The organism is Roseimicrobium sp. ORNL1 (genome assembly GCF_011044495.1).
Lineage (GTDB): Bacteria > Verrucomicrobiota > Verrucomicrobiia > Verrucomicrobiales > Verrucomicrobiaceae > Roseimicrobium.
In genome coordinates this window covers 1768322-1790127 of sequence record NZ_CP049143.1, presented here as the reverse complement: position 1 = coordinate 1790127, position 21806 = coordinate 1768322, and the positions used below count along the sequence as shown (strand labels likewise).

Sequence of the window (21806 nt, the reverse complement as noted above, 5' to 3'; positions counted from 1 at the left end):
AACCTTTCCACGAGCCTGCGATCGCGGCCAGTAAGCGCGATCACTCCGTATTCTCGTTCTTGTCCTGTTCGCCCTGGCCTTTTCTTAGTTTTTTCAGCGATTCGATTTCTGCGTCGATAGGTTTCCCCTGCCCGGTGAGGGCTTGGCGCAACCAATGGGGTGCTTCGGCGTGGGTCGGCTCCAGTCGAATGGCTTCTCGGAGCGCGGCTTCGGCATCCGCGTATTTCCGTTGTTCCACCAGGACCCGGCCCAGTCCCCAGTGTCCCGTCACCAACGTGGGTTTGAGGCGAATCACCTCGCGAAACTCGGCTTCCGCCTTCGCTGGTTCGCCGGTAAGCAGGAACGCCCAGCCCAGGGTCTCGTGCGGCAAATAATTCTCCGGCTCCAGCCGGGCGAGGTCGCGGAGTGGGACCATCGCCTCGGTGTATTTGCGCTGCTTCATCAAGGCGCTGCCCAGACCATGAAGACCAAACGATGAATTCGGACGCGCCAAGCGATGCTGTGCCCGGAATTCCATTTCAGCTTCAGGAAACTGCCCCAGCTTCATCAGCACCCACGCAAGGGAGCCGTGGGGTCCAGCATGGTTGGGATTGAGACGAATGGCCACGCGCAGGGGGACAGCCGCCTCGGCATGCTTCGACTGGCTGGCCAATGCCCTTCCCAGACCGAAGTAGCCATCAAAGTAGTCAGGCCTCAGGCGGATCAACTCCCGGAACTCGCTCTCAGCCTCGGCGAATTTGGCCATGTTGAACTGGGTCCACCCGACCTTCGCTCGTGAGTCATGGTCAGACGAGTCCAATCGGACCGCCTCTTGATACGCGGCCATCGCCTCCGGAAGCTTATTCTGTTGCTCAAGAATCTCACCAAGCTTGAGGTGCAGCGAGCCTGCGTCTGGCTTCAGTCGGATGGCTTCCCGGAGCGCAGCCTCCGCCTCCGGCAGCTTGCCCATCTCGCGCAGGACTGCGGATCGATCACGATACAATTCGTAGCTGCCGGGCAGTAGGACGTCTGCAAGACTCATCGAGGCCTCCTTCATCCGGCCGCCTGACGGGAGCAGTTCCGCCAGTCTCTTGAGGAATTCCGGTTCATTCGGCCAGCGGAGCGCAGCTTCGCGGAGCGCTTCCTCGGTCAATGCAATCGCCCCTGTCGGGAGAATGAATGGTCCGCTCGGAATCCAGGGAACATCCTTGCGCGGGGCCAGGGCAAGGGCATCCGTCGCGCCACGCCAGAGTTTCACGGTTCCGTCCCCACTCGCCGTCGCGAGCGTGAATCCATCTGGCGAAAACGCGACGTTCATGACTGCACCCGTGTGTCCGGTGAGCGTGCCGCGTTCCTGTCCGGTAACGACGTCCCACAATCGGACCGTCTTGTCATTTCCGGCGGTGGCCAGGACGCGACTGTCGGGCGAGAAGGCCAGCGCGTTGACAAAGGAGGTATGCCCCCGGAACGCGACCCGTTGCTTGCCCGTGTCCATATCCCAAAGCGTCACGGCTCCACCATCGGTCCCGATCGCGAGCGACTTGCCATCGGGCGAAAACGCCACCGAGACGACAACCATCATTCCCGGCTCTTGGTAGATCCTCCATTTCGCCTCCCCCGTAGCCAGGTCCCAAACGACGACCCATTGGAAATGGTATCCTGACGCCAGCAGCTTTCCATCCGACGAGAATGCAGCGCTGATGACAGAGAGTGTGTTCGATTGGGACGGCAGGACTCTCGGAGTCATGGCCTTGGTCACATCATGCAACGTCACCGTGCTGTTCGAACTCCACGGGTAGTAGCTCGCGAGAGTACCGCCATCGGGGGACACGATGACCTTCGGCATCTTCGAACCCTCGGAAACTGAAATGGCGGGCACTTTGCTTCCGGCTCGCACGTCCCAAAGTTCAAACCCACCGTCGGCGGTGCTTCCCACAAGCACATTGCCATCGGCAGAGATGGCCCCGACGCCGCTGGCCGGCAACACAGCGACCTCCTTGCCTGCCTTCACGTCGATCACCCTGGTCAGACCCTTGCTTCCTACAAGAAGCGACTTGCTATCGGGCGTGAACCGGAGGCACCTCCTGGACCCCTCCGGCAGTCCGGGATTGGGCTCAATTCCGCTAAAGGTCGTCGCTTCCTCCGCCGGCATCATGTCCCAGAGCTTGATTGCCCCGGCGAGCGTTGAGGAAGCGAGGGACTTGCCATTGGGTGAAAACGCCAGGCCCCATATCGGATCGAGATGCACGTCCTCGGCAATCTGCTTGCCGCTCTCGATGTCATAGACCACGACGCGCCGGTTTTCCAGGCCAGCGGCGAGCCGTTTGCCGTCCGGCGAGAAGGCAAGTCCCCGAGCAAAGCTGTCGAGAGAATAGGTGGCCTTACAGATTCCGTTCGTGGTGTCCCACAGCAAGATTTTTCCCCAGCTCGACACGGCGACTCGAGAGCAGTCGGGGGACGAGGTTGCCGTCGTGATGCGCACAGGAATCGTCAGTCGCCGTTTGCCGCTCGGCCAGTCCCAGACGCGTATCTCATCGCCATTGTCTATGCCTGTGCTCGTGATCACCGTCCCCCGTTCCACGGACAGACCGATCACGAAACTGGAGTCGGCAAACGAGGATCGCTCCTGTCCGCTGGCCGCGTCCCATTCCTTGATGTAATTCCCCGAGGCAATGTGCTGGCCTCCGACAATCGATTTACCGTCTGGAGTGAACCGCGCTCCCACGACCGCTCCATCGATGGTTTGCAATGCCTTTCCGGATTCGACATCCCAGAGAATCATCGTTTTGGCTTCCTGGCCGCTGCTTGCCAGCATCTTTCCGTCAGGAGAGAACGCGACTTCCCAAGGCCCGTGGTTGCAGCGCAAGACCTTCTGCTCCGTCCCCGTGGCCGTGTCCCAGAGTCTCACCGTCCGGTCCCAACTCGCCGACGCCAGCGTTTTCCCGTTGGGCGAGAATGCCAGTCCCAGAACGGTCTGGTCGTGTCCGCGGATGGGCACGCGATCTCCACCCTGGCAGAGCCGCCAGAGGTAGTACCACTCAAAACCACGGAAGTCTTCCTCGCCCGGACTGGGCCGCTGACTCTCGAGCAATTCCAGCACGCGCGGCATCTCACCGGCATGCCACGCCTGCATCGCCAAGTTCATCTGGGCCGCATAATAGCGACGGCGGGCCAGCAACTCGTTCGCCTCGGCAATCTGCTCCTGCTCTCGGGCTTTGACGGCGTTGCGATTCGCGGCCTGTTCGTTGATCTTCGACTGCTCAAGGGCCGCGACCTTCTCGTCCTTCTGTTGTGTGATGAGCACATTACTGACGATCAGCCCAGCCAGCCCCAACAGCATGGCCATGGTGGCAACACAAGCGATCGCGAGCGCGCCCCGATGGCGGCGAGCCAGCTTGCGAAAGCGATACATGGCAGACGGGGGACACGCCGATACCGGGTCATTGTCCAGATGCCTCTGAATGTCTGCGGCAAGGCCGTTGGCCGTTTCATAACGGCGCGCGCGATCCTTCTCCAGGCACTTCATCACGATCCAGTCGAGATCACCGCGTATCGCGTGGATGAGCTTCGGTGGCTCGCTGCCACGCTTTTGCGCCACCGAGCTCAGCTTCTCCTGCGTCATGCCGGTGAGGGCCGTGCTCGGCCTCTGGGGCTCCTGCTCGCGCAACACACGACGCATCTCGTCATAGCCAGCCTTCAGCAGGACCTTCGCATCGAAAGGCGTGCGGCCGGTGAGCAGTTCATAGAGCAGCACGCCCAGCACATAGATATCAGCGCGCGTGTCCACATCCAGCCCGCCCAACTCCACCTGCTCAGGTGACATGTACAGCGGCGTGCCAATCATTTGATGGAACTGCGTGTGGATTGTCTGCTCCACCACGCGCCCCTGCGTCGCCTTGGCCACGCCGAAGTCGATGACCTTGGGTACAGGCACACCATCGTGCAGCGTCACAAGAATGTTCGAGGGCTTGAGATCGCGATGGATGATTCCCTTCTGGTGCGCATGCTGCACTGCATGGCAGACGCTGATGAACAGCTTCAAGCGCTCGACGGTCGGCAGATTCGCCTTGTCGCAGTATTCGGTGATTCTGACCCCGTGCACCAGCTCCATGACAAAGAACGGCCGGCCATGGTCGGTGACACCGGCGTCGAACACCCTCGCGATATTCGGGTGGTCCATCATCGCCAGCGCCTGCCGTTCCTGCTCGAAGCGCGCCACCACATCGCGCGTGTCCATCCCGAGTTTGATGATCTTCAGGGCGACGGTACGTCGCACAGGCTTCACCTGCTCGGCCACCCATACCACTCCGAAGCCGCCCTCCCCGAGCTGCTCTCGCAGCGTATAGGGTCCGATGTGATCGCCAGCCTGCTCCGGCTTGAAGCGCGCCATTTCCGTCTCGATCTCGCGAGGCAGCGGGATAGTTTTCTCAAGAAACGCACCGGCTCCGTCGTCTGCTCGCAGGAGCGAAAGCACCTGCTCCCTCATCTGCAGGTCGTCCCCGCAGGCATCGGCCAGAAACTGGTCGCGCGCAGGACCGGCGGCCCGGGCTTTCGCCTCGTTGAACACCTCGATGAGTCGATCCGCGCTGGCCATGGCTGTGAGTGACAGAAGCAACTTGCCTAACACTTCATGCGACGAACCGGGCCGAATCCCTTCACGGAACTATGCTGGAGGATTGCGCATCCCTTCCATTTCCCTGAAGAGCCAGGCGCGGGCGAAACTCCAGAGCCGCTCCACGGTGCTGAGCGAGATGCCAAGAACGTCTGCCGCCTCCTGCCGGGTGTGTCCCACGAGGTAGCAGAGCTTCACGACTTCCGCTGCACGTGCATCCACTCCAGCCAGCCGGTCCAGAGCCTCGTCGAGCACGAGCAAATCGTCATCCGGCATGGGCTGGGCAATCTCCACCTCCACGAAATCCACACGCTCCAGTTCACCTCCATGTTTCCGCCGCATCTTGCGCCGTGCTGATTCCACCAGGATGCGGCGCATGGCTTCTGCTGCAGCCCCAAAAAAGTGCGCCCGATTCTCAAACCGCACTCCATTTCCCAACCGCAACCAGGCTTCATGAACCAACGCCGTGGGTTGCAGAGTCTGGCCGGATTGCTCGCGGGCCATGCGTGCGCGGGCCAGCCGGCGAAGTTCGGCATAGACTTCGTGAAGCAACTTTTCCTCTGCATCCGGGTCGCCCTTCCGAATGGCATCGAGCAGGCAGGTCACATCGCTCACAAGATCGCAAGAGTAACCGGAAGCCTCTCGGGAGGGAATGCAATTCCCATTCAGATTCATTTCTCCAGCAGCATGGGGATGGAGTCACTGTGTGCGGAATCGGGAAGCACAAGACACGGCGTGGTGTGAGGGACTTCGGCGTGTCCCTCTCCCTGCGAGAAGCTGCCTCGCGCTGCACCGCCTTCCCGGCCGCGAACCTTGCGAAACAAAAAAACGCCGGGCGTCACCACCCGGCGTTTTCGAATTCAAGTAATTGCCTGTTTCCCCTGACTTAGTGCGTGAAGTAAAACTCCTTCGCATTCAGCAGCGCCCAGAAGAGGTCTTCGAGCACGGCCTGCTTGGTGTCGGTGGTTTCGGCGAGGGCCTTGTTGATGGCAGCGAGTTCCTTCTCGTTCGGCTTGCGGCCGAAGGCACGAAGGTAGACCTCGTTCACGATATCCGTCTCGGACTTGCCGTCCTTGAGCATCTTCGGAATGATGCCGCCCTGGCGGATGCGATCATTCACCGCGTCACCGTTCATCAGGTGCAGCGCCTGGGAGAGCGTGGGCTCCATCTTCACCTCGCAAGAGCACACGGACTCACGCTTGGCGCGGCCGAAGGTGGTGAGGAAGTAGTTCGACACGGCACCGTCTGCAATCTGCACCGCGCGGGCGCCGAGGGGCAGGCCCTGGAACTTGTTCTTCGTCTCGGTCACCTGGGAGATGGCATCCAGCAGTACCTCAGCACGCACGCGGCGCACCATGGAGTGCGAGAAGTTCCGTTTGTCCGACTCGTTGCTGTCATTCACCTGCGACGTGCGCTGGTAGGTGTGGGAGAGCACGACGTCGCGGATGAGCTTGCGGAAGTCGTAGTTGTAGCCAGTCAGGCGGTTGGCCAGCTCGTCCATCAACTCAGGGTTGGAGGGCGGGTTGGAGATGCGCACATCATCCACCGGCTCCACGATGCCCACGCCGAAGAAGTGAGCCCACACGATGTTGGAGATGTTGCGGGCGAAGTAGGGGTTCTCAGGAGAAGCCATCCACTTGGCCATGATGGCGCGGCGGTCTTCACCAGCCTTGATCTCAGGAGTGGCGCCGCCCAGGAACTTGGGCTTCATCACCGCCTTCGTCAGGAACTGGCGCGCTTCCCCACCCTTGCTGTTGTACACCACCACTTCCTGCGGATCGTCCGTCTGCTTGCGGCCGATCTGCATGAAGAAGGCCTGGAAGCCATAGTAGTCATCCATGGTCCAGCGGTCGAAGGGATGGTTGTGGCACTGGGCGCACTGGATGCGCATGCCCATGAAGACCTGCGCCACGTTCTCCGTGAGCTTCAGCGGGTCGATCTCCATCTGGTAGAAGTTCACCGCCGGACTGGAAACGGTTCCGCCCGTGCTGCTCAGGAGTTCGATCACGATCTCGTTGAGCGGCATGTTCTTGCCGATGCGTTCGGCGAGCCAGTTGTAATACAGCAGCGCGTTCTTGTAGAAGGGCGGGCGGTTGTTGTTCAGGCCGGAGCGGATCTGGAGCAGTTCGGCCCACTTCATCACCCACATTTCAGTGAACTCCTTGCGCTGCAGGAGATTGTCCACCAGTGCGGTGCGCTTCTCAGGATTGGCGTCCGCCACGAAAGTCTTCACTTCATCCGGCGAGGGATACATGCCCACGAGGTCGATGTACACGCGGCGCACATACTCCTCATCACCGGCGATGGCGGAGGGAAGGATGCGCAGCTTGTCGAGCTTGTTGTTGACCAGCGAGTCGATGTAGTTGGCTTCTGCCAGCTTGGGACGCTCATACTTCAAGGCGTCAGGAATGACGATCACCTGGGAAACGATGGAGAACACATCGAAGCGGGCGAGGACGAAAGCCTCACCACGGTCGCCGGAGGTCACGAGGCCACCCTTGGTCACCGCGGCGGTCGGGTCGTTGTTCGAGCTGAAGATGACCAGGTCCGTCACGTCGCGGTCCGTGCCGTCGGAGTACTTCGCCCGCACGGTGATCTGCTGCTTGGAGCCCTTGCCTTCAAGCACGGTCTGAGTGGGGAAGATTTCCACACCCGTGACCTTGGCCACATCGGGCTTGTCATCCAGGGCACCCTTTTGAATCCATTCGATGAGGACCTTGTAGTAGTCCGACTCCTTGTTGAAGCTGTCGTTGCCCGTGTGCGGCACGGCGCCGATGGACTTCTCAAGAAGCGTGCTTTCCTCGGGGACGGCCAGGTTCACACGACGGCCCACCATCTCACGGGTGATGCGGTTGTAGTCGCCAGCTGGGTCATAGCCGAAGAGGGAAAGCATGAAGCCATCCTTGCCGCGGGCAGCGCCGTGGCAGCCACCCTGGTTACAACCGCTGCGGAGGAACACGGGCATCACATCCAGGCGGAAGGAAACCTCACGATCCGCTTGGGCGCTCTTTACTTCCACGGGAGCCTTCACGACCGTGCTGCCAATCGTGGCCACCAGTTCGGTCTTGCCATCGGCGCCGGGCTTGAGTTTGTCGCCATCGAGTTTGGCAATCTTGTCATCCACCAGCTTGAGGTTGGCGAACTGCGTCACGTCCTGCGTGGTCGCATCCGCGAACTTCGCCTGCACCACCACGCGATTGAAGTCGCGCTTGGTTTCAAGGGTGTAGTTGTCGGGGAGAATCTTCACCTCCGTCACGGTGGGAAGCTTCCGCTGAAAATCAGCGAGCGCCTTCAGCTCTTCCGCGCTGCGATGGCGGAGCGCCAGTCCCTGCGGCCAGTTCGCGCCCTCGGCGACCCAGCGCTTCAGCACATCAATCTCCTGCGCCGTCAGCGGGCCACCCTTGGGAGGCATGATGTCGTCATGATCCGCCGGCAACACAATGCGCTTGATGAGCTCGCTCTCGTCAGGCTTTCCAACCACATACCCGGGACCGGCTTCACCGCCCTTGAGCAGGTTCGCCTGGGTATCCATGAGTAGCTTGCCCTTCACCTTGGCAGGGTTGTGGCACTCGAGGCACTTCGTCTCCAGAAGCGTCTGCACGTCCCGGGTGAAATCCACCGGTCCGGAGGGAGCTGGCGGTTGCGCAAAGACAGAACCGGCGAGCGAGAAACTCGCAACGAGACCGGCTCCAAAGGTATGGCGCAGGGTGAGGTGTTTCATGGCGACTTGTGGGGGGCGGGGCGGGTTGCTGGCAGGCGGGTGAGAGGAATACGAGCGTGGGAGGAGCGGGTAATCAGCGAGTAGTAAGTAGTAGATCCGGAATTGCGGCGGGCGGGATTCTGTTTCGTTGGTGTATCAGGAACTACCAGCTACTAACTTCCTACTTCTTCGCCTGCGCTTCGGCACGGAGCTGTTCCAGGCGCGAGAGCGGCTTGGCCGGAGCGGCGGCAGGCTTGGGCGCTTCGCCGGGCTTGGTGTTTGCGGCAACCTGGGCAGGCGCAGCAGCGGGTGCGGCGCGCGGCTTGTCGATACGAAGGGTGGAACCCACGCCGATGCGATGCGTGGTGATGCCGCCTTCCACGGGCACCTTCACCATCACGAACAGGTTGCCCTGCTTGCCAATCGGTGACTTCTCATTGGTCTTCACCTTGAAGCTCACTTCCTTGGTGTCCTTGTTGATCTTGGCAGGCTCGATCGAGATGGTGTCAGGCACGCCGATGACGGAGGCTTCGGCATCGCCGTTGAAAGGCAGGGTTCCATCGAGCTTGCAGGTCAGTTCGGTTTCCTTCCCCTGCTCCACCGCGGCCAGGGCCATGGCAGGCGCGGTCATGTAAGCGGGTGCCGTGGTGACTTCACAGAAGGGGGACGCGTTGTACACGCGGCCATTGCCACCTTCCACTTCACCCATGACGACGAAGTTCCACTTGCCGGCAGCCACGTTGGCATTGGCATCCAGCACGAAGGTGCACTCATTCTGGCCCTCGGCAATGGTGGCTTCACCCAGGGAACTGATGCCCGGCGGCTTCCACATCATGAACACACGGATGGGTGCCTTGAAGCCTTCCTTGCGCTTCGCCACGACCTTGAGATCCATGAGACCCTGCGCCACGAGCGGCACGGTGGGCTTCACGATTTCCAGCGAGTACGGCGCTTCCTCCACGACCGCGACCGGGAGGTTGTCATCGATTTCCGAGTAGTAGCGCACGTTGCCGGAACGCACCATGTCGAACTCCTGACGGAGCTTGCCGACGGTCTTCACCGCAGGATCCACGGACGTGAGCTTGATGGGCACCGCAGCACCAGCCAGGGGTGCATCCGCCGTAGCTTCAAACACGAGCGGTGTGTTCGGCAGGCTGCCGGGCATCACGTCATTGAGCAGCTTCACTCCGGGAGGCAGGTTCGGAGCCACCCACTTGTAGTCGCCGGAAACGTTGTTGCGCGAGACGTTCACCAGCGTGGCATAACGGCCACCACGGGGCACCGCCACAAACTGGCGCAGGTGCGTGTCATTCACGCTGTACTCAGGTGAGGAAAAGGCGAGCTCCGGCTCGGAGGCCATCACTTCAAGGCGGTACACAAACGTGGGGCCGCCGCGCTCAAGGTGGTCCGTCACACGGATGAAGTAGTTGCCATCCGCAGGGATGTTCACCGTGAGCTTGCTGTCGAGGCGACGCAGGCCACCGCCGTCATCGTTGTTGCCGAGGCTGTTTCCCTTTTCATTCATCACGCCGATGACCGGATCAAGCGGAGAGCCGAGGGTCTGCGCGTAGCAGCGCAGGTCCAGCTTCATGCCCTTCTTGAGCGGCATCTTGAAAACGTCCACGTCCTTGGCCTCACCAATGATGCCGTTCAGGGCGATGGGGTCGCCGGCGGAAGTGGTCGCGGTGGCGATGTCATTATTCGGCTCGGCTTCCAGCGTGTTGTCGAAGGCGGACACACGGAAGGGATTGCCCGAAGGCGGAGCACCCTGTGACTTGGGAAGGAGCATGTAGCGCTCATCGGTATCCGCGGGAAGCTTCACCTCTTCCTCGAAGCTTTCACCCGTGCTGTCGATGAAGCGCACCTTCGTGGTGCTGCCAATCTTCCCACCGGAGGGATACACGGCTTCCGGACGGCGGAAGTTGCCGATGTGCAGGCGGTAGTAGTTGTTCCCCGCGCCGCGGTAGGAGGACTCGCGGATCATGATGGTGTAGTCGCCATCTTCCGGAGCCGTCATGGTGAGGAAACCGTCCTGGCGATGCAGGATGGTGTCATCCGAGTTCGCGATTTCGAAGCGGTCCTTGTTCAGCACGGCGATGTACGGGTCAAAGACCACGTAACCGAGGCGCAGGCCATCGACTTCCAGGCTCAGGCGCTCGCCCTTCTTCAGAGTGACCTTGTAGTAGTCCACGTCTTCATTCGTCACCAGGCCTTCCACCGTGGTGTTCATGGTGGCGGCTTGCGGAGCGTCGAAGTCGTTGTTGGGTTCCTTTTCCTCCGCATTGGGGAACTGGCCCACGAAGAAGGGACGCATGTGGGAGATGCCCGTCTTGGTGCGCACGCGCATCATGTAATAGCCCGGCGGGATGTCCGCACCCACGCCGAGGGTAAGCTCGACCTTGCTCTTCTCCACCTTGTCCACGGACTTCATGGTGAATCCGGGGGACATGAAGATCATGCCTTCGAAGTCATCCAGGCGCTCACCGGTGATGGTGACCTTGGCATCGGTGCCGCGCTGGGCGCCATTCGGCTTCAGCGTGCTGAAGCCGGGATAGGCGGCCATGGCGCTGCCGGCCAGGGCGAGGGCGCACGCAGAGACGGCGGCTGCGGCGGTGGAGAATCGCGAGACTTTCATGGAAACAAAGGGGGGCGAAATGAGACGGAAACCGGTGCAAATCTACTCAACCAACTTCTGAAAGCGCTGCACCTGCCTGCTGCTCCCCAAGCACGGGAACGGCTGCAGATGGAGGGGCGCCACTTGCCAGAAAGGCGGTGCCGGCACGGGCCAGACCGCCTTTCCAGGAAATCAGTTCAAGCATTGCGAAAGATCGAAGCCTTACACGAGCAACTCGTTCATGATGCGGCCACCATTCACGATGTCGATCGGGCGGACACCGTCCGCCATGATGCGCTTCTCACCATTGATGCCGAGCTGGCGGTACATCGTCTTGGCGAGATCCTGCGGGCTGACGGCATCGCGGTCGGGCTCGCCACCCAGCGCGTCGGACGCGCCGTGGATGTAGCCCTTCTTGAAGCCACCGCCGGCAAGGGCGACGGAGAACACGCGCGGCCAGTGGTCGCGTCCATTGGTGCCGTTGATCTTCGGGGTACGGCCGAACTCGGAACTCACCATCACGATGGTGCGCTCGAGCATGCCGCGCTCTTCGAGGTCCGTGATGAGACGGGCAAAGGCCTGATCGAAGCTCGGAGCCTGGCCATCGAAAGCGTTCTTGATGTTGGAGTGGTGATCCCAGCCACCGTAGTTCACGGACACCATGCGCACGCCGGCTTCCACCAGGCGGCGGGCCAGCAGGAAGCGCTGACCAGCGGTGTTGCGGCCGTACTCGTCACGCAGCTTGTCGGTTTCCTTGTTCAGGTCGAAGGCTTCACGAGCTTTCTGGCTGCTGATGAGGCCGTAGGCGGCGTCGTAGAAGCTGTCCATCGCGTTGATGGAGTCCGACTTCTCGATGGTCTTGAAGTGCTCGTCCACCGTGCCCAGCAGGGAGCGGCGGCGGTCGAAGCGATTGCCTTCCATGCCTTTCGGGGTGAGGAGGTCACGCACGGTGAAGTTCTTGTCCGCCGGGTCGCTGCCGAGGGCGAAGGGACCGAAGGCGCTGCTCATGTAGCCGGTACCCTGCTCAGGAGCGATGACGCTCGGCACCACCACGTAGGGAGGCAGGTTGTTGCGGGAACCCTGTTCGTGGGAAATCACGCTGCCGAAGCTGGGGAACTTGATGGCCGGACTGGGCTTGTAACCCGTGAACATGTTGTGCGTGCCGCGCTCATGGGCCGCCTCACCGTGGGTCATCGAGCGGATGACGGTGAGCTTGTCCATGATTTTGGCGATGTTCACGAACTTCTCGCCCACATACTCACCAGCGATGCTGGTCTTGATGGGGGTGTAGGGTCCGCGATAATCGGGCGCGGCGAAGGGCTTCGGGTCCCAGGACTCCTGGTGCGCCATGCCGCCAGGGAGGTAGATGTGAATGATGGAATCCGCAATCGGCTTGAACGCCTCAACCTCAGGCATCGCCGAGGAAACCGAGTTCGCCGCCTGCAGCTTGAGCAGGTTCGGCAGCGTCAGGCCCAGACCGCCTGCCATGCCGACATACATGAAGTCACGGCGGCTGACGCCGGAGCGCAGGTCGAGGTGATTGCCTTGGCAGATGGGGTGCATTTTCATGGCAGTATTAGGGCTGAGGGGTCCGGGAGAGGACGAGGTTGCTGGGAGCAGGCTGAGGGGATGTCTTTTTCTGAAGCTGCAGGGCACAAACCCTACCAACAAACCTACGCCCCCCGTTGCCGGTTCTTTCCGGGGGAATTAATAATTTCGAAAAGATTTGTCCAAAAGTCAGCCGGATGGGTGTTGGCAGCGGGCATCACCTTTTCGTCATCCAGGAGTGTGGGACGTTCATTCCCCTTCGCCGCTTCTTGGGACGTCATGCGTCTCGAAGAACGGCGGCAGCTTTTCAAAGGTGCAGCGCTGCCACCCTCCCTGGTCAACCAGCCAGTAGATGATCATGTAAAATTGCTTCTCGTAGATGCATCCACAAAGAGAATGAGCCTCTGCCTTGAGCACGGATTCTGGGAAAGTCTCCAAGCGGTACTTGGCTGCATCTTTCGGTTCCAGAGTGATGAGCCCTGCAATCGCATAGAGCTTCACCTCAAGATTTTTCGACTGCTCGGCAAGTGGCTTGAGTTCTTCCACAGCCTTGGGGTCGTAGCGGGTGATGACCGTCAGGGCCCACGCCCCTTCCGTGGGCGTACCACCCTCCCCTGCTCCTTTCGACGTGAAAACCCTCGCATGCCGGATGATGGAATAGGCTTTCTCGATGATCTTCTTCGCATCTTCTCCTCCCTGGCGGAGGATTGCCTCCTCTGAAGGCAGGGCGGCGTGCAGTCCCGGGCTCAGGGACCCGAGCAACAGCAGCAGCATGATGAAGGCAAAAAGGCGGCGGGTGGACATCCAGCAAGATTAACAGACGCGTGGGAAGGCTGTCCATGGCGAGGGCGAAGCAGCAGGCGCTCCCAAAGGAGCCATACCCGACTCGACCACTCCTCCAACTCCCGCCGTGACACCGCCCGCACTTTTTCCTATCCTCGCCTGAAACGATCCCCCTCATCCCACGTCCCGCGCCCCATGCATGTCGCACGATTTCTGCACTTCCTCCTGACTGCGGGAGTCTTCGCACTCGCCAGCTTTCCCCTCGGGACGAAGGCTGCTGAGGAGGCGAAGCCAGCAACCTTCGACGCCAAGGTGGCTGAACTTTTCAAGGGTGATTGGACAGAACTCCACATCGCGAGAGCCCTGATCACCGACACAGGCGATGCATACATGACAGGAGTGGTTCTGAACCGTGCAGCGCCGGGAAAGCCTATCACCTTCCGGAGTGCGCATGAAAATCCCGGCAGTTCCAAGCCAGTGGATGACCGGCTGCTCAAGAGTCTTGAAACGCACCTCTTCAAGGCAGCAGCAGCCGCCCACAAAAGCGTCACGGACATGGAGCATCTACAGGCCCTCACTCCCGAAGAGCAGCGCAAGGCCCTGCAACAGGGATTCCAGGTGAGTGGATTTGATTTCGAAGGTCTGGTGATATGGGCACTAACACCTCATGGCAAAACCATTCTCAAGGATGCCGATGGAGATGGCAGTGGATGTCATGCCCTGGAAATATTCCTGGAGCAGGACTTCGGCGCGAAGAGGTTCGAGGTGGAACGCTCAGAACTGAATGAGAAGCTGGGATATGACCCCTTCCAGAAGGCGTAAGGTTCGTTCATCTCTCTTCCCTTGCACGAATCGATCCTCACCGTCCGCGCGCCAGCAGTCAACTTCCACGTCCTCCGCGACGCGGCCGGACTCTATCTCGTGGATGCTGGCTTCATCGGCGGCATCACTTTGCTGAAACGCACGCTGCGCTCGCATGGCTGGGAAAAGGAACCCATCAAGGGCATCATCCTCACGCACGGTCACCTCGACCACATTCTCAACGTGGCTCCTCTGGTGAAGGAAACCAGCGCGTGGGTGGCAGCGCCTCGACTGGATGCCGACCACTATGCGGGAAGACCCAAGTATACGGAATGGTCTCATGGAGCAGGCATTCTGGAAGCCATCGGACGTCCCCTGCTCCATTTCCAGCCTTTCACTCCCGACAGGTGGATCGATGATGGTGATACCCTCGATATCTGGCAGGGACTTCGCGCCATACATCTGCCCGGGCACACCCATGGCCACACCGGCTGGTATTGCGAAAAACTCAGAGCTCTCTTCACCGCCGACCTCTTTGCCAGCTATCGTGGCATCACCCACCTCCCGCCACGTATCCTCAACTCTTGTCCAGAGCTGATACCAGCAAGTGTCCAGAAGGCGCTGTCTCTTGAGCTCGACGGAGTCCTGCCGAATCATGGAGACGCAGCAGAGCCCGCGGTGCACTTGCAGAGACTGCGACAGAAAGCCCGGCGATGGGCGGGCAAATGAACTCTGACTGCACCGAGCTCTCCACCTACCACCACCCCAACTCCCCCGCCAGATCACGCACGGAACGCTCGGGATTAGCCAGGCATATGCGAAGCAGTTTTTCAAAGGTCTCCATGAACGCAGGAACCTCGGATTCGCGGTAGAGATTGCCATCAAATCTCACCGCCGCGAGCAGGTCGCCGAAACACTCCATCACCCGGAACTGGAATCCCCACGGCATGGTGCTTTCCGAAATCTCGCGCCACCGCGAGGTCTCCACTCCCGGCAGAAGGAAGGTGGAGACCGGGTCCACGAAGTACTGGAAGATGATATTCACCCCGGGCACCGGCAGGCCCTCCGCGCGCAGGCTGTCGTGCAGGTCTTCAATCGGTAACTCCTGGTGCCGCGTGACTTCCTCGTGCTGCTGCCGCACATGCGCGATCCATTCGCGGAAGCTTGGCGCTCCCACCAAGTGCACCTTGGTCATCACCATGCTGGTGAACATGCCAATGAGATTCTGCGCCGCCACCCGCTTGCGGTCGGACACGTAGGAGCCGAGCACGAACTCCTCTTGATAAGTTTGTGCATGGAGCAGTATCGTGAAGACAGCAAAGTATACGATGAAGGGCGTGGCCTTCTCCTCTCTGGCCAGGGTGCGCACACCCTCCACGAGGTCCGGGGAAATAGTCCGCCAGCCATGGCAGGACGCCGCGGGCGGCGTGACCTCCGGCGCTTCATGATGCCGCATCGGTACATCCGCTGGCAAAGGAATCTCCCCTTTCCAATAGTCCCGCCACCATGCCAGCCGCGTCTGGTGAGGGGCGCCTTCTTTGGACAGCCACTGGCGCTCCCAGGCAGCGAAGTCCGCGACCTGCAGCTTCAACGCCGGCAGCGGTGACAGAGCTCCCGTGCGACGCTGCTCATAGAAGTGCTTCAACTCGGCGTGCAGCACATTCAGCGCACCGGCATCCATGAGCAGGTGATGGAAAATCAAGTTGATGCCGTGGTGCTGCTCCGCGAGCTTGAAGAGAACCACACGCATCAACGGACCGGTCTGCAACGGCATGGGGCGCGAACTCTCCTGAGTGGTCCTGGCAAACGCGCCATCCTCATCCCCGGTGTAGTCGAGTATCTCAAACACTCCCGGATGCGCCTGGTCGTGCACCCGTTGGGTGAATCCATCGCCGTGCTTCTGGAAAGTCGTGCGCAATATCTCGTGGCGCTGGATCACGTCGCTGAACGCGCCCTGCAATGCCTCCACATCCACTGCACCACGAATGGCGAACCGCTCAACCACGAGATTGCCATCTCCCGCATCACCCAGCTCGGCGAACCTGAGCAGGCGCTCCTGGGAGAAGCTCACCGGCAGCGGCTCGCTGCGTGATAGCTCGGGCAGCTTGTCCGTGAAATTATCCGGCTCCTCCTCCGCCAGACTCCTCGCCAGTGAATCCATGGTGGAGTGGTCATGCAGGAGGGAGGCAGGAAGGTCCTGATTCATCCACTCCGCGAGATCTCCGGTGAGCATGATCAATGTCAGCGAGTCCAGCCCCAGGCTTGTGATGGGAGCATGCGGATCAATCCTCTCCGGCGGAAGGCTCATTTCCTTGGCGGCATATCTCACCAGCCAATCCCGGATCACTCCTGCGCTTACCTCGTCCACTGCCATGCGTTCATGCTTCCTGACTGCCAGGCCGCTCTGCAGGCGTGGCGTTGAATCTTACCGCTCGAGGTCTTCGGCAGGGCGGCGGGTTTGAGAAGGGTCACGTCGTGGGGCGCGAGGTCATGGTGGTCCGCCACGCACTTGCGAATCGCGAGCATCACGGCGGAGGTGGAGTTCTCATCCTCAGGCGCGGCATCGCCGAGGATGCCTGAGGTGCGCTCCAGCTCGACGGCGATGACCACCCGGCTCTCCTCCTCCGTCTCCACCTGAAAGGCGGCGCAACCACCCATGCGAATCGCGGGATGACAACCACCGACAGTCAGCTCGATGTCTGCGGGGTCGTGATTCCTTCCGGCCACGATGATGATGTCCTTGATGCGTCCGGCGAGGTGGAGGTCGCCTTGATAAAAGAAGCCGAGGTCTCCGGTGCGCAGATAACGTGTGGCGATGGATGATTCCTCACCTGCGATGCGCGCGCCAAAGGTGCGCTCGGATTCCTCCACGCGGTTCCAATAGCCACGCGCCACATGCGGACCCGAGAGCCACACCTCCCCCACTTCACCCTCCGCACATCGCACGCCAGATTGAGGATGCACGATGGCCATCTCCTGCGCCTGCCACGTGTGCCCGCATCCCACATAGATGCGCGCATCACTGTCTGCGCCGGTCTCGGCAGGTTCCACACGACCGCACGCGAGTGCTGCGGTCTTGAATGCCGTGCCACGAAAGCCGCGACCCTTGTCACGTGCGGAGACAAAGACCGATGCCTCCGCGAGCCCATAGGCCGGATTGAACGCCGTGTCGCTGAACCCAACACCCGCAAACGTTTCTGCGAAACGCTCCAGCGTGCCGTGCCGCACCGGCTCCGCGGCCACATCCGCCGTCACCCAGCAGCTCAAGTCCAGGGCGCGACACTGCTCCGGCTTTATCTTCCGCACACAGAGATCGTAGGCGAAATTCGGCGCGCCACTGCGAGTGGCGCGATGCGCGGAAATCGCCGCAAGCCAGCGCAGTGGCTTCATGAAAAACGCCTCGGGCGGCATGATGATGCACTCCCCACCGAGATACAGGGACTGGAGCATATTCCCAATCAACCCCATGTCATGAAACAGTGGCAGCCAGGTGAGGATGCGGCACTCGTGGGTATGGCCAAATGCCTCCTGCATCATGCGATGGTTGGCCAGCAGGTTCGCGTGGCTCAGCATCACGCCCTTCGGATTCGAAGTGGAGCCGGAGGTGTATTGCAGGAAGGCCAGCGTCTCGCCATCGATATCCGGACGGAACCAGGCATCTGCATGGCTTTGCCACCATCCCTCCACCGCTTCCATGCGCAGGGAATCCAACCCGCACTCCTCAAGAAGCGGTCGCGTGCGCTGCTGGATGGCGGCCGTAGTGAGGGCCAGTGCGGGTGTCGCATCCTGATACACACTGCGTAGACGCAGCACATTGCGATTTGCCTTTGGCGGATAGATGGGAACCGCGATCGCACCCGCATACATGCAACCGAGCAGGGCACAAGCAAACTCGAGTCCGGAATGGAAGATCAACAGCACCCGCCCTCCGTGCATCCCCTGCGCCTGAAGGGAGGCAGCGATGGCACGGGCACGCGCATCCAGTTCCGCATAAGTCAGGCTTTCGCCGACCTTCTCCCCATCGGGCAGGAATGTCAGCGCCCGCTTGTCACCATGCTGCGCAGCTCGATGACGCAGGAGATCCACCAACGTTGTGGCATCGCCAATGGACATGTCCTTCAGCGGCGATGCCGGTGTGTGCGTCATCATGGAAGTCTCCGTCATGCTCGCTTCTCAAATGGACAGGATGCTGGCTCCGCGCGCGGTACGGAGCGTCGCAGCTCCAGGTGTGCGGGATAGCCCCCGCGCAAGCGCATGACCATGCCGGGCAGGGGCTGGTAATCGTGGTCGGGCAAGGGACAAATGCGGTAGTGCCGTGTCATCAGCACCCGCATCAGGGGCCCTTCTATCAAGGCGAGCGGCTGGCCGATGCAGCGATGACGCCCACCAAAGAAGGGGAAATAGGCATAACGATGCAAGCCCTCCATGCGCCCCGCCTGGAAACGCTCGGGATGGAACCGCTCCGGTTCTTCCCAGAAGTCCGGATGACGGTGGGTGGCATAGGGACTCACCACCACCAGGCTCTTCGCCGGCACGTGCACATCATGCACCATCAGGTCCGTGGCCGCCTGCCTCACCACCACGCTCACAGGCGGGTAGAGGCGCAGCGCTTCATCCACCACCATGCGCGTGTACTCCAGCTTGGGGAAATCCGCGACGGTGGGGATGCGCTCACCCAGCACCGCATCCATTTCCTCCAGCAGACGCTGCTCCACTTCGGGATGCTTGGCTACCAGATGCGTCGTCCATAAGAGGGACACGGCGGATTCCTGCCCGGCCATGATCATGGTGACGACCTCATCGCGCACCTGCTTTGCGGCGACTTGGTTTCCCTCGTCATCACGCACCGCCAGCAGGGACGCCATCATGCCGCACTCGCGGTGCTCCATGTTTTCCCAGCGCGCGATGATATCTGCCACCATGCCATCCACCAGTTGCAGGGCCTTGCGGAAACGTGCGTTTCGCGCGGAGTCCACCACGGGCCTGGTCATGAAAAGCGCGTCCGAAAGGTCCCCGAGTTCCTGCATCAGCATCCGCACGGCTGCGGCCAGCTTCGCAGCATCCCCGGCGGGAATTCCTCCGAAGAGTGCCTTCATCAGAATCTCCAGCGTGACACACTCGGTCTCGGCACTGAGATCCACCAGGGTGTGTCCATCCGCTATCGGTTCCCACCGGCGGAGCATGTCCATGGTGCGGCCCGTGATCAGCGCATCATGCGCGGCCATGCATCGCTCGTGGAAATGCGGCTGCAGGAGTTGCCGCTTCGCCCTCCACTCATGGCCATCGCTGGTGAGAAGGCTGTTTCCCAGAAGCAGTTTGCCCAGCGACGTTCTCACGAAGCCAGCATTATGCACGACGGACTGCACATAATCGGGATGCCCAAAGAAATACACCTCCCCATAAGAGCTGTCATACTTCACCCAGCCCGCCCGATCACGCATCATCTCCAGAAGGAAATCATAAGGAGACCCACCGTGAACGCTCCCCCCAGAGGTGCCCACGGCCGTCGTATTCTCAAGATGATTAGATAACACTTCGCTCTTCAGCGACATATAGCGATTTCGGAATGCCGGGGGGCATGGGCATGTAGAATGGGCAGTGCGGCGTTTCAACGTGAATTTCGAACAATCACCTCTAAAACAACCGTGCAAATTGCATCCAGAGTACCACCGATCATCGATACAGGAATTCCTGGCGCAACCCGGGCTTTGGCGCGAGCGGGAAGAACATCCCGCTAAACGGTTAGTCCAAAAGGGCGAGGAGCTAGATGCCTGCCAACTCCACCGCGATCACACTGAAATCATCCGGCAGGCCCGAGCCCGCACGCTTTTGTGTAGCGGCCCTCAAGAACGATGCTGCGTCCACGAAAGAAGACATCTCAAACGCGGCCTTGATGGCCTCGAAGCCGCAGTACTTCCAGACACCATCCGAGAGGATGAGGATGCGACCGTCATCGCAGCCTTCGCCACATCGCGGCCCGAAGGGTCGCACGACTCCAGCCCAGGGATGAGGGAGCTCCGGCGACCGATTCCCTGGGTATATACCCTCGGAAGATCGCGACCTGAAAGGTCGCACGAGCAGCGGAATCAATCCCAAAGGTAGCGCTCATCATAGTCCACTTCATAGCGGCGAAGGAATTCCAGAAACTCCTCCTGAAAGGTTCGGCGTCGATGATGCTCTTGCTGCTCGCGGATGTAGGTGCGCACTTCATCCACGCCCGACTGCGACACTGAGAAGGCTCCATAGCCTCCTTGCCAATAAAATCCCGCAAACTCCCGGCTGCGCGCACGCAGCCAGTCGCTGGTGCCTTTTTTCACATGGGCCACGACATCGCTCACGGCGGCGGTCCTGCCCAGTCGGAACAAGACATGCACGTGGTCGGGCTCGGAATTGATTTCCACCGGCATGCAATCGTGACGATTGAGAATGCCTCCCATGTAGGCATGCATTTCTGGATGGAGATCTGGGACGAGCCAGCGTTCGCGGTTCTTCGTGGAGAAGATGAGGTGCACATAGAGTTGGGCAAGAGACTGGGGCATAGTTGAATGTTCGAGCGCCCCTTCAGGGCGCAATTCATTTTTGCGACAAACCCAGGGAATCGGTCGCCGAGGCTCCCTCATCCCTGGGCTGTACTCGTGTGACCCTTCGGGCCACGGGCGTTTCCTTCGCTCTCGACGACGGGAGCAAGCGCCGCCATCCTGCCATTATTTTGCACCCCCTGTCGATATTGAGTTGCTCAATAGCGCCACCTTCTTTTTCAATATCCTGCATCGTGGAGAATGTGCCACCCATGGACAGACAGGCTCCGGCCTCGCTCGCAACCATCACACCACCTTACCGCCTCGCCTCGACCCATGTCTGATGCCCGACGTCTCAAGCCCTCACCGCATACCGGGGAAGGAAACCGCGGCTTCCCGCACGAGGGCACGCTCTTCTCTCCCGAGTCCCTGACCCCGCTCGCGTTCACACCAGTGTATCACACCCTCACCAACCAGCAGCGCCTGGGTTACAACCGAGTGCACGGTCTCTACTTCCTCGAACAGATCATCTTCTTCGAGCAAGTCATGGCGCGCCCCACGCTGGAGTGGCTCGTACGCCGCGCCGCGACGCCGGAACTGCGAAACGAGGCCGCACAATTCCTCGCGGAAGAGGATGCGCACTCCTCGTGGTTCCGCGGCCTGCTGCGTGAGGAAGCGCCCGCGCAGTACCAGCATGGCGACTTCCACCTGCTCGACATGGGCAACACCACACGCAGGCTCATGAGGATGGCGGGCAGCAGCGTACGGTTCTTCCCGGCGATGCTCTGGCTGCAATTGATATTCGAAGAGCGCGCTCTGTACTTTGGCCGGGCCTTTGTCTCCTGCGGCAGCGCCATGGACCCGCGCTTTCAAGCGGTGCATCGCGAGCATCTCCTGGAGGAACCGGCACACATCCGGCGTGATGTACTTTTCCTCGAATGGCTGTGGCCCGCCACGCCGCTCTGGCTTCGCCGGATGAATGCGCACGCGCTGCTCTGGTCGCTGCGCGAGTTCTTCCTGCTCCCCAAACGCTCCGGACTTCGCGTGATCGACACGTGGCTGCACGAGTTCCCCGAGTTGATGCCTCGCCGCGGGGAAATCCATAACGCCATGCATGCGCTCGAATCCAACAAGGTCTACCTGCACACGCTCTACCCCAAGGTGAGCTTCCCCAAGACACGCCACCTTGCCGCGCGCTGGCCGGAACTTGAAGGGCTGGAAGATTTCTTTACCGAGTGACTCGTGGAACCG

General features: G+C 60.8%; 14 protein-coding genes. 3 read left to right on the top strand and 11 right to left on the bottom strand.

Going from position 1 to position 21806, the window contains the following annotated elements:
* Positions 1-40: 40 nt before the first annotated feature.
* From G5S37_RS07165 to G5S37_RS07140, 6 genes are all read right to left on the bottom strand, one after another.
* Positions 41-4573 (bottom strand): tetratricopeptide repeat protein, encoded by a 4533-nt coding sequence (locus G5S37_RS07165; protein ID WP_206026342.1) that lies wholly within the window; start codon positions 4571-4573, stop codon positions 41-43.
* 69 nt (positions 4574-4642) lie between these two features.
* Complete coding sequence (locus tag G5S37_RS07160; protein ID WP_240914826.1) at positions 4643-5266, bottom strand: ECF-type sigma factor; 624 nt, start codon at positions 5264-5266, stop codon at positions 4643-4645.
* Between the two features lie 211 nt (positions 5267-5477).
* Positions 5478-8312 (bottom strand): PSD1 and planctomycete cytochrome C domain-containing protein, encoded by a 2835-nt coding sequence (locus tag G5S37_RS07155; protein ID WP_165202200.1) that lies wholly within the window; start codon positions 8310-8312, stop codon positions 5478-5480.
* Between the two features lie 160 nt (positions 8313-8472).
* Entirely contained in the window at positions 8473-10926 is a 2454-nt protein-coding gene (locus tag G5S37_RS07150; RefSeq protein WP_165202198.1) for a PPC domain-containing protein, read from the bottom strand.
* Between the two features lie 201 nt (positions 10927-11127).
* Positions 11128-12474: a DUF1501 domain-containing protein gene (locus G5S37_RS07145; RefSeq protein ID WP_165202196.1), complete on the bottom strand. Its 1347-nt coding sequence runs from the start codon at positions 12472-12474 to the stop codon at positions 11128-11130.
* A 228-nt stretch (positions 12475-12702) separates the two neighbouring features.
* Positions 12703-13257, bottom strand: coding sequence for a hypothetical protein (locus tag G5S37_RS07140; RefSeq protein ID WP_165202194.1), 555 nt, complete (start codon positions 13255-13257; stop codon positions 12703-12705).
* 174 nt (positions 13258-13431) lie between these two features.
* Between G5S37_RS07140 and G5S37_RS07135 the strand changes: the two genes are divergently transcribed.
* A complete protein-coding gene (locus G5S37_RS07135; protein WP_165202192.1) occupies positions 13432-14058 on the top strand; it encodes a hypothetical protein in 627 nt (208 codons plus the stop codon).
* Between the two features lie 21 nt (positions 14059-14079).
* Complete coding sequence (locus G5S37_RS07130; RefSeq protein WP_165202190.1) at positions 14080-14766, top strand: MBL fold metallo-hydrolase; 687 nt, start codon at positions 14080-14082, stop codon at positions 14764-14766.
* A 25-nt stretch (positions 14767-14791) separates the two neighbouring features.
* Here G5S37_RS07130 and G5S37_RS07125 read toward each other — a convergent pair whose 3' ends face one another.
* From G5S37_RS07125 to tnpA, 5 genes are all read right to left on the bottom strand, one after another.
* Complete coding sequence (locus tag G5S37_RS07125; RefSeq protein ID WP_165202188.1) at positions 14792-16411, bottom strand: condensation domain-containing protein; 1620 nt, start codon at positions 16409-16411, stop codon at positions 14792-14794.
* Positions 16393-18201, bottom strand: coding sequence for a fatty acyl-AMP ligase (locus G5S37_RS07120; protein WP_165202186.1), 1809 nt, complete (start codon positions 18199-18201; stop codon positions 16393-16395). Before G5S37_RS07120 ends, G5S37_RS07125 begins: the two co-directional genes overlap by 19 nt.
* The gene (locus G5S37_RS07115) at positions 18198-19571 is read right to left on the bottom strand and encodes a cytochrome P450 (protein ID WP_165202184.1); all 1374 of its coding nucleotides are present in this window, start codon (positions 19569-19571) and stop codon (positions 18198-18200) included. The genes G5S37_RS07120 and G5S37_RS07115 overlap by 4 nt, the downstream gene beginning before the upstream one ends.
* Before the next feature lie 229 nt (positions 19572-19800).
* Positions 19801-20028, bottom strand: a complete 228-nt coding sequence (locus G5S37_RS07110; protein WP_165202182.1) for a hypothetical protein — start codon at positions 20026-20028, stop codon at positions 19801-19803.
* Positions 20029-20123: 95 nt separating this feature from the next.
* Complete coding sequence (gene tnpA, locus G5S37_RS07105) at positions 20124-20576, bottom strand: IS200/IS605 family transposase (protein ID WP_165202180.1); 453 nt, start codon at positions 20574-20576, stop codon at positions 20124-20126.
* A gap of 315 nt (positions 20577-20891) precedes the next feature.
* Between tnpA and G5S37_RS07100 the strand changes: the two genes are divergently transcribed.
* The gene (locus G5S37_RS07100; RefSeq protein ID WP_165202178.1) at positions 20892-21794 is read left to right on the top strand and encodes a diiron oxygenase; all 903 of its coding nucleotides are present in this window, start codon (positions 20892-20894) and stop codon (positions 21792-21794) included.
* The last annotated feature ends 12 nt before the right edge of the window (positions 21795-21806 follow it).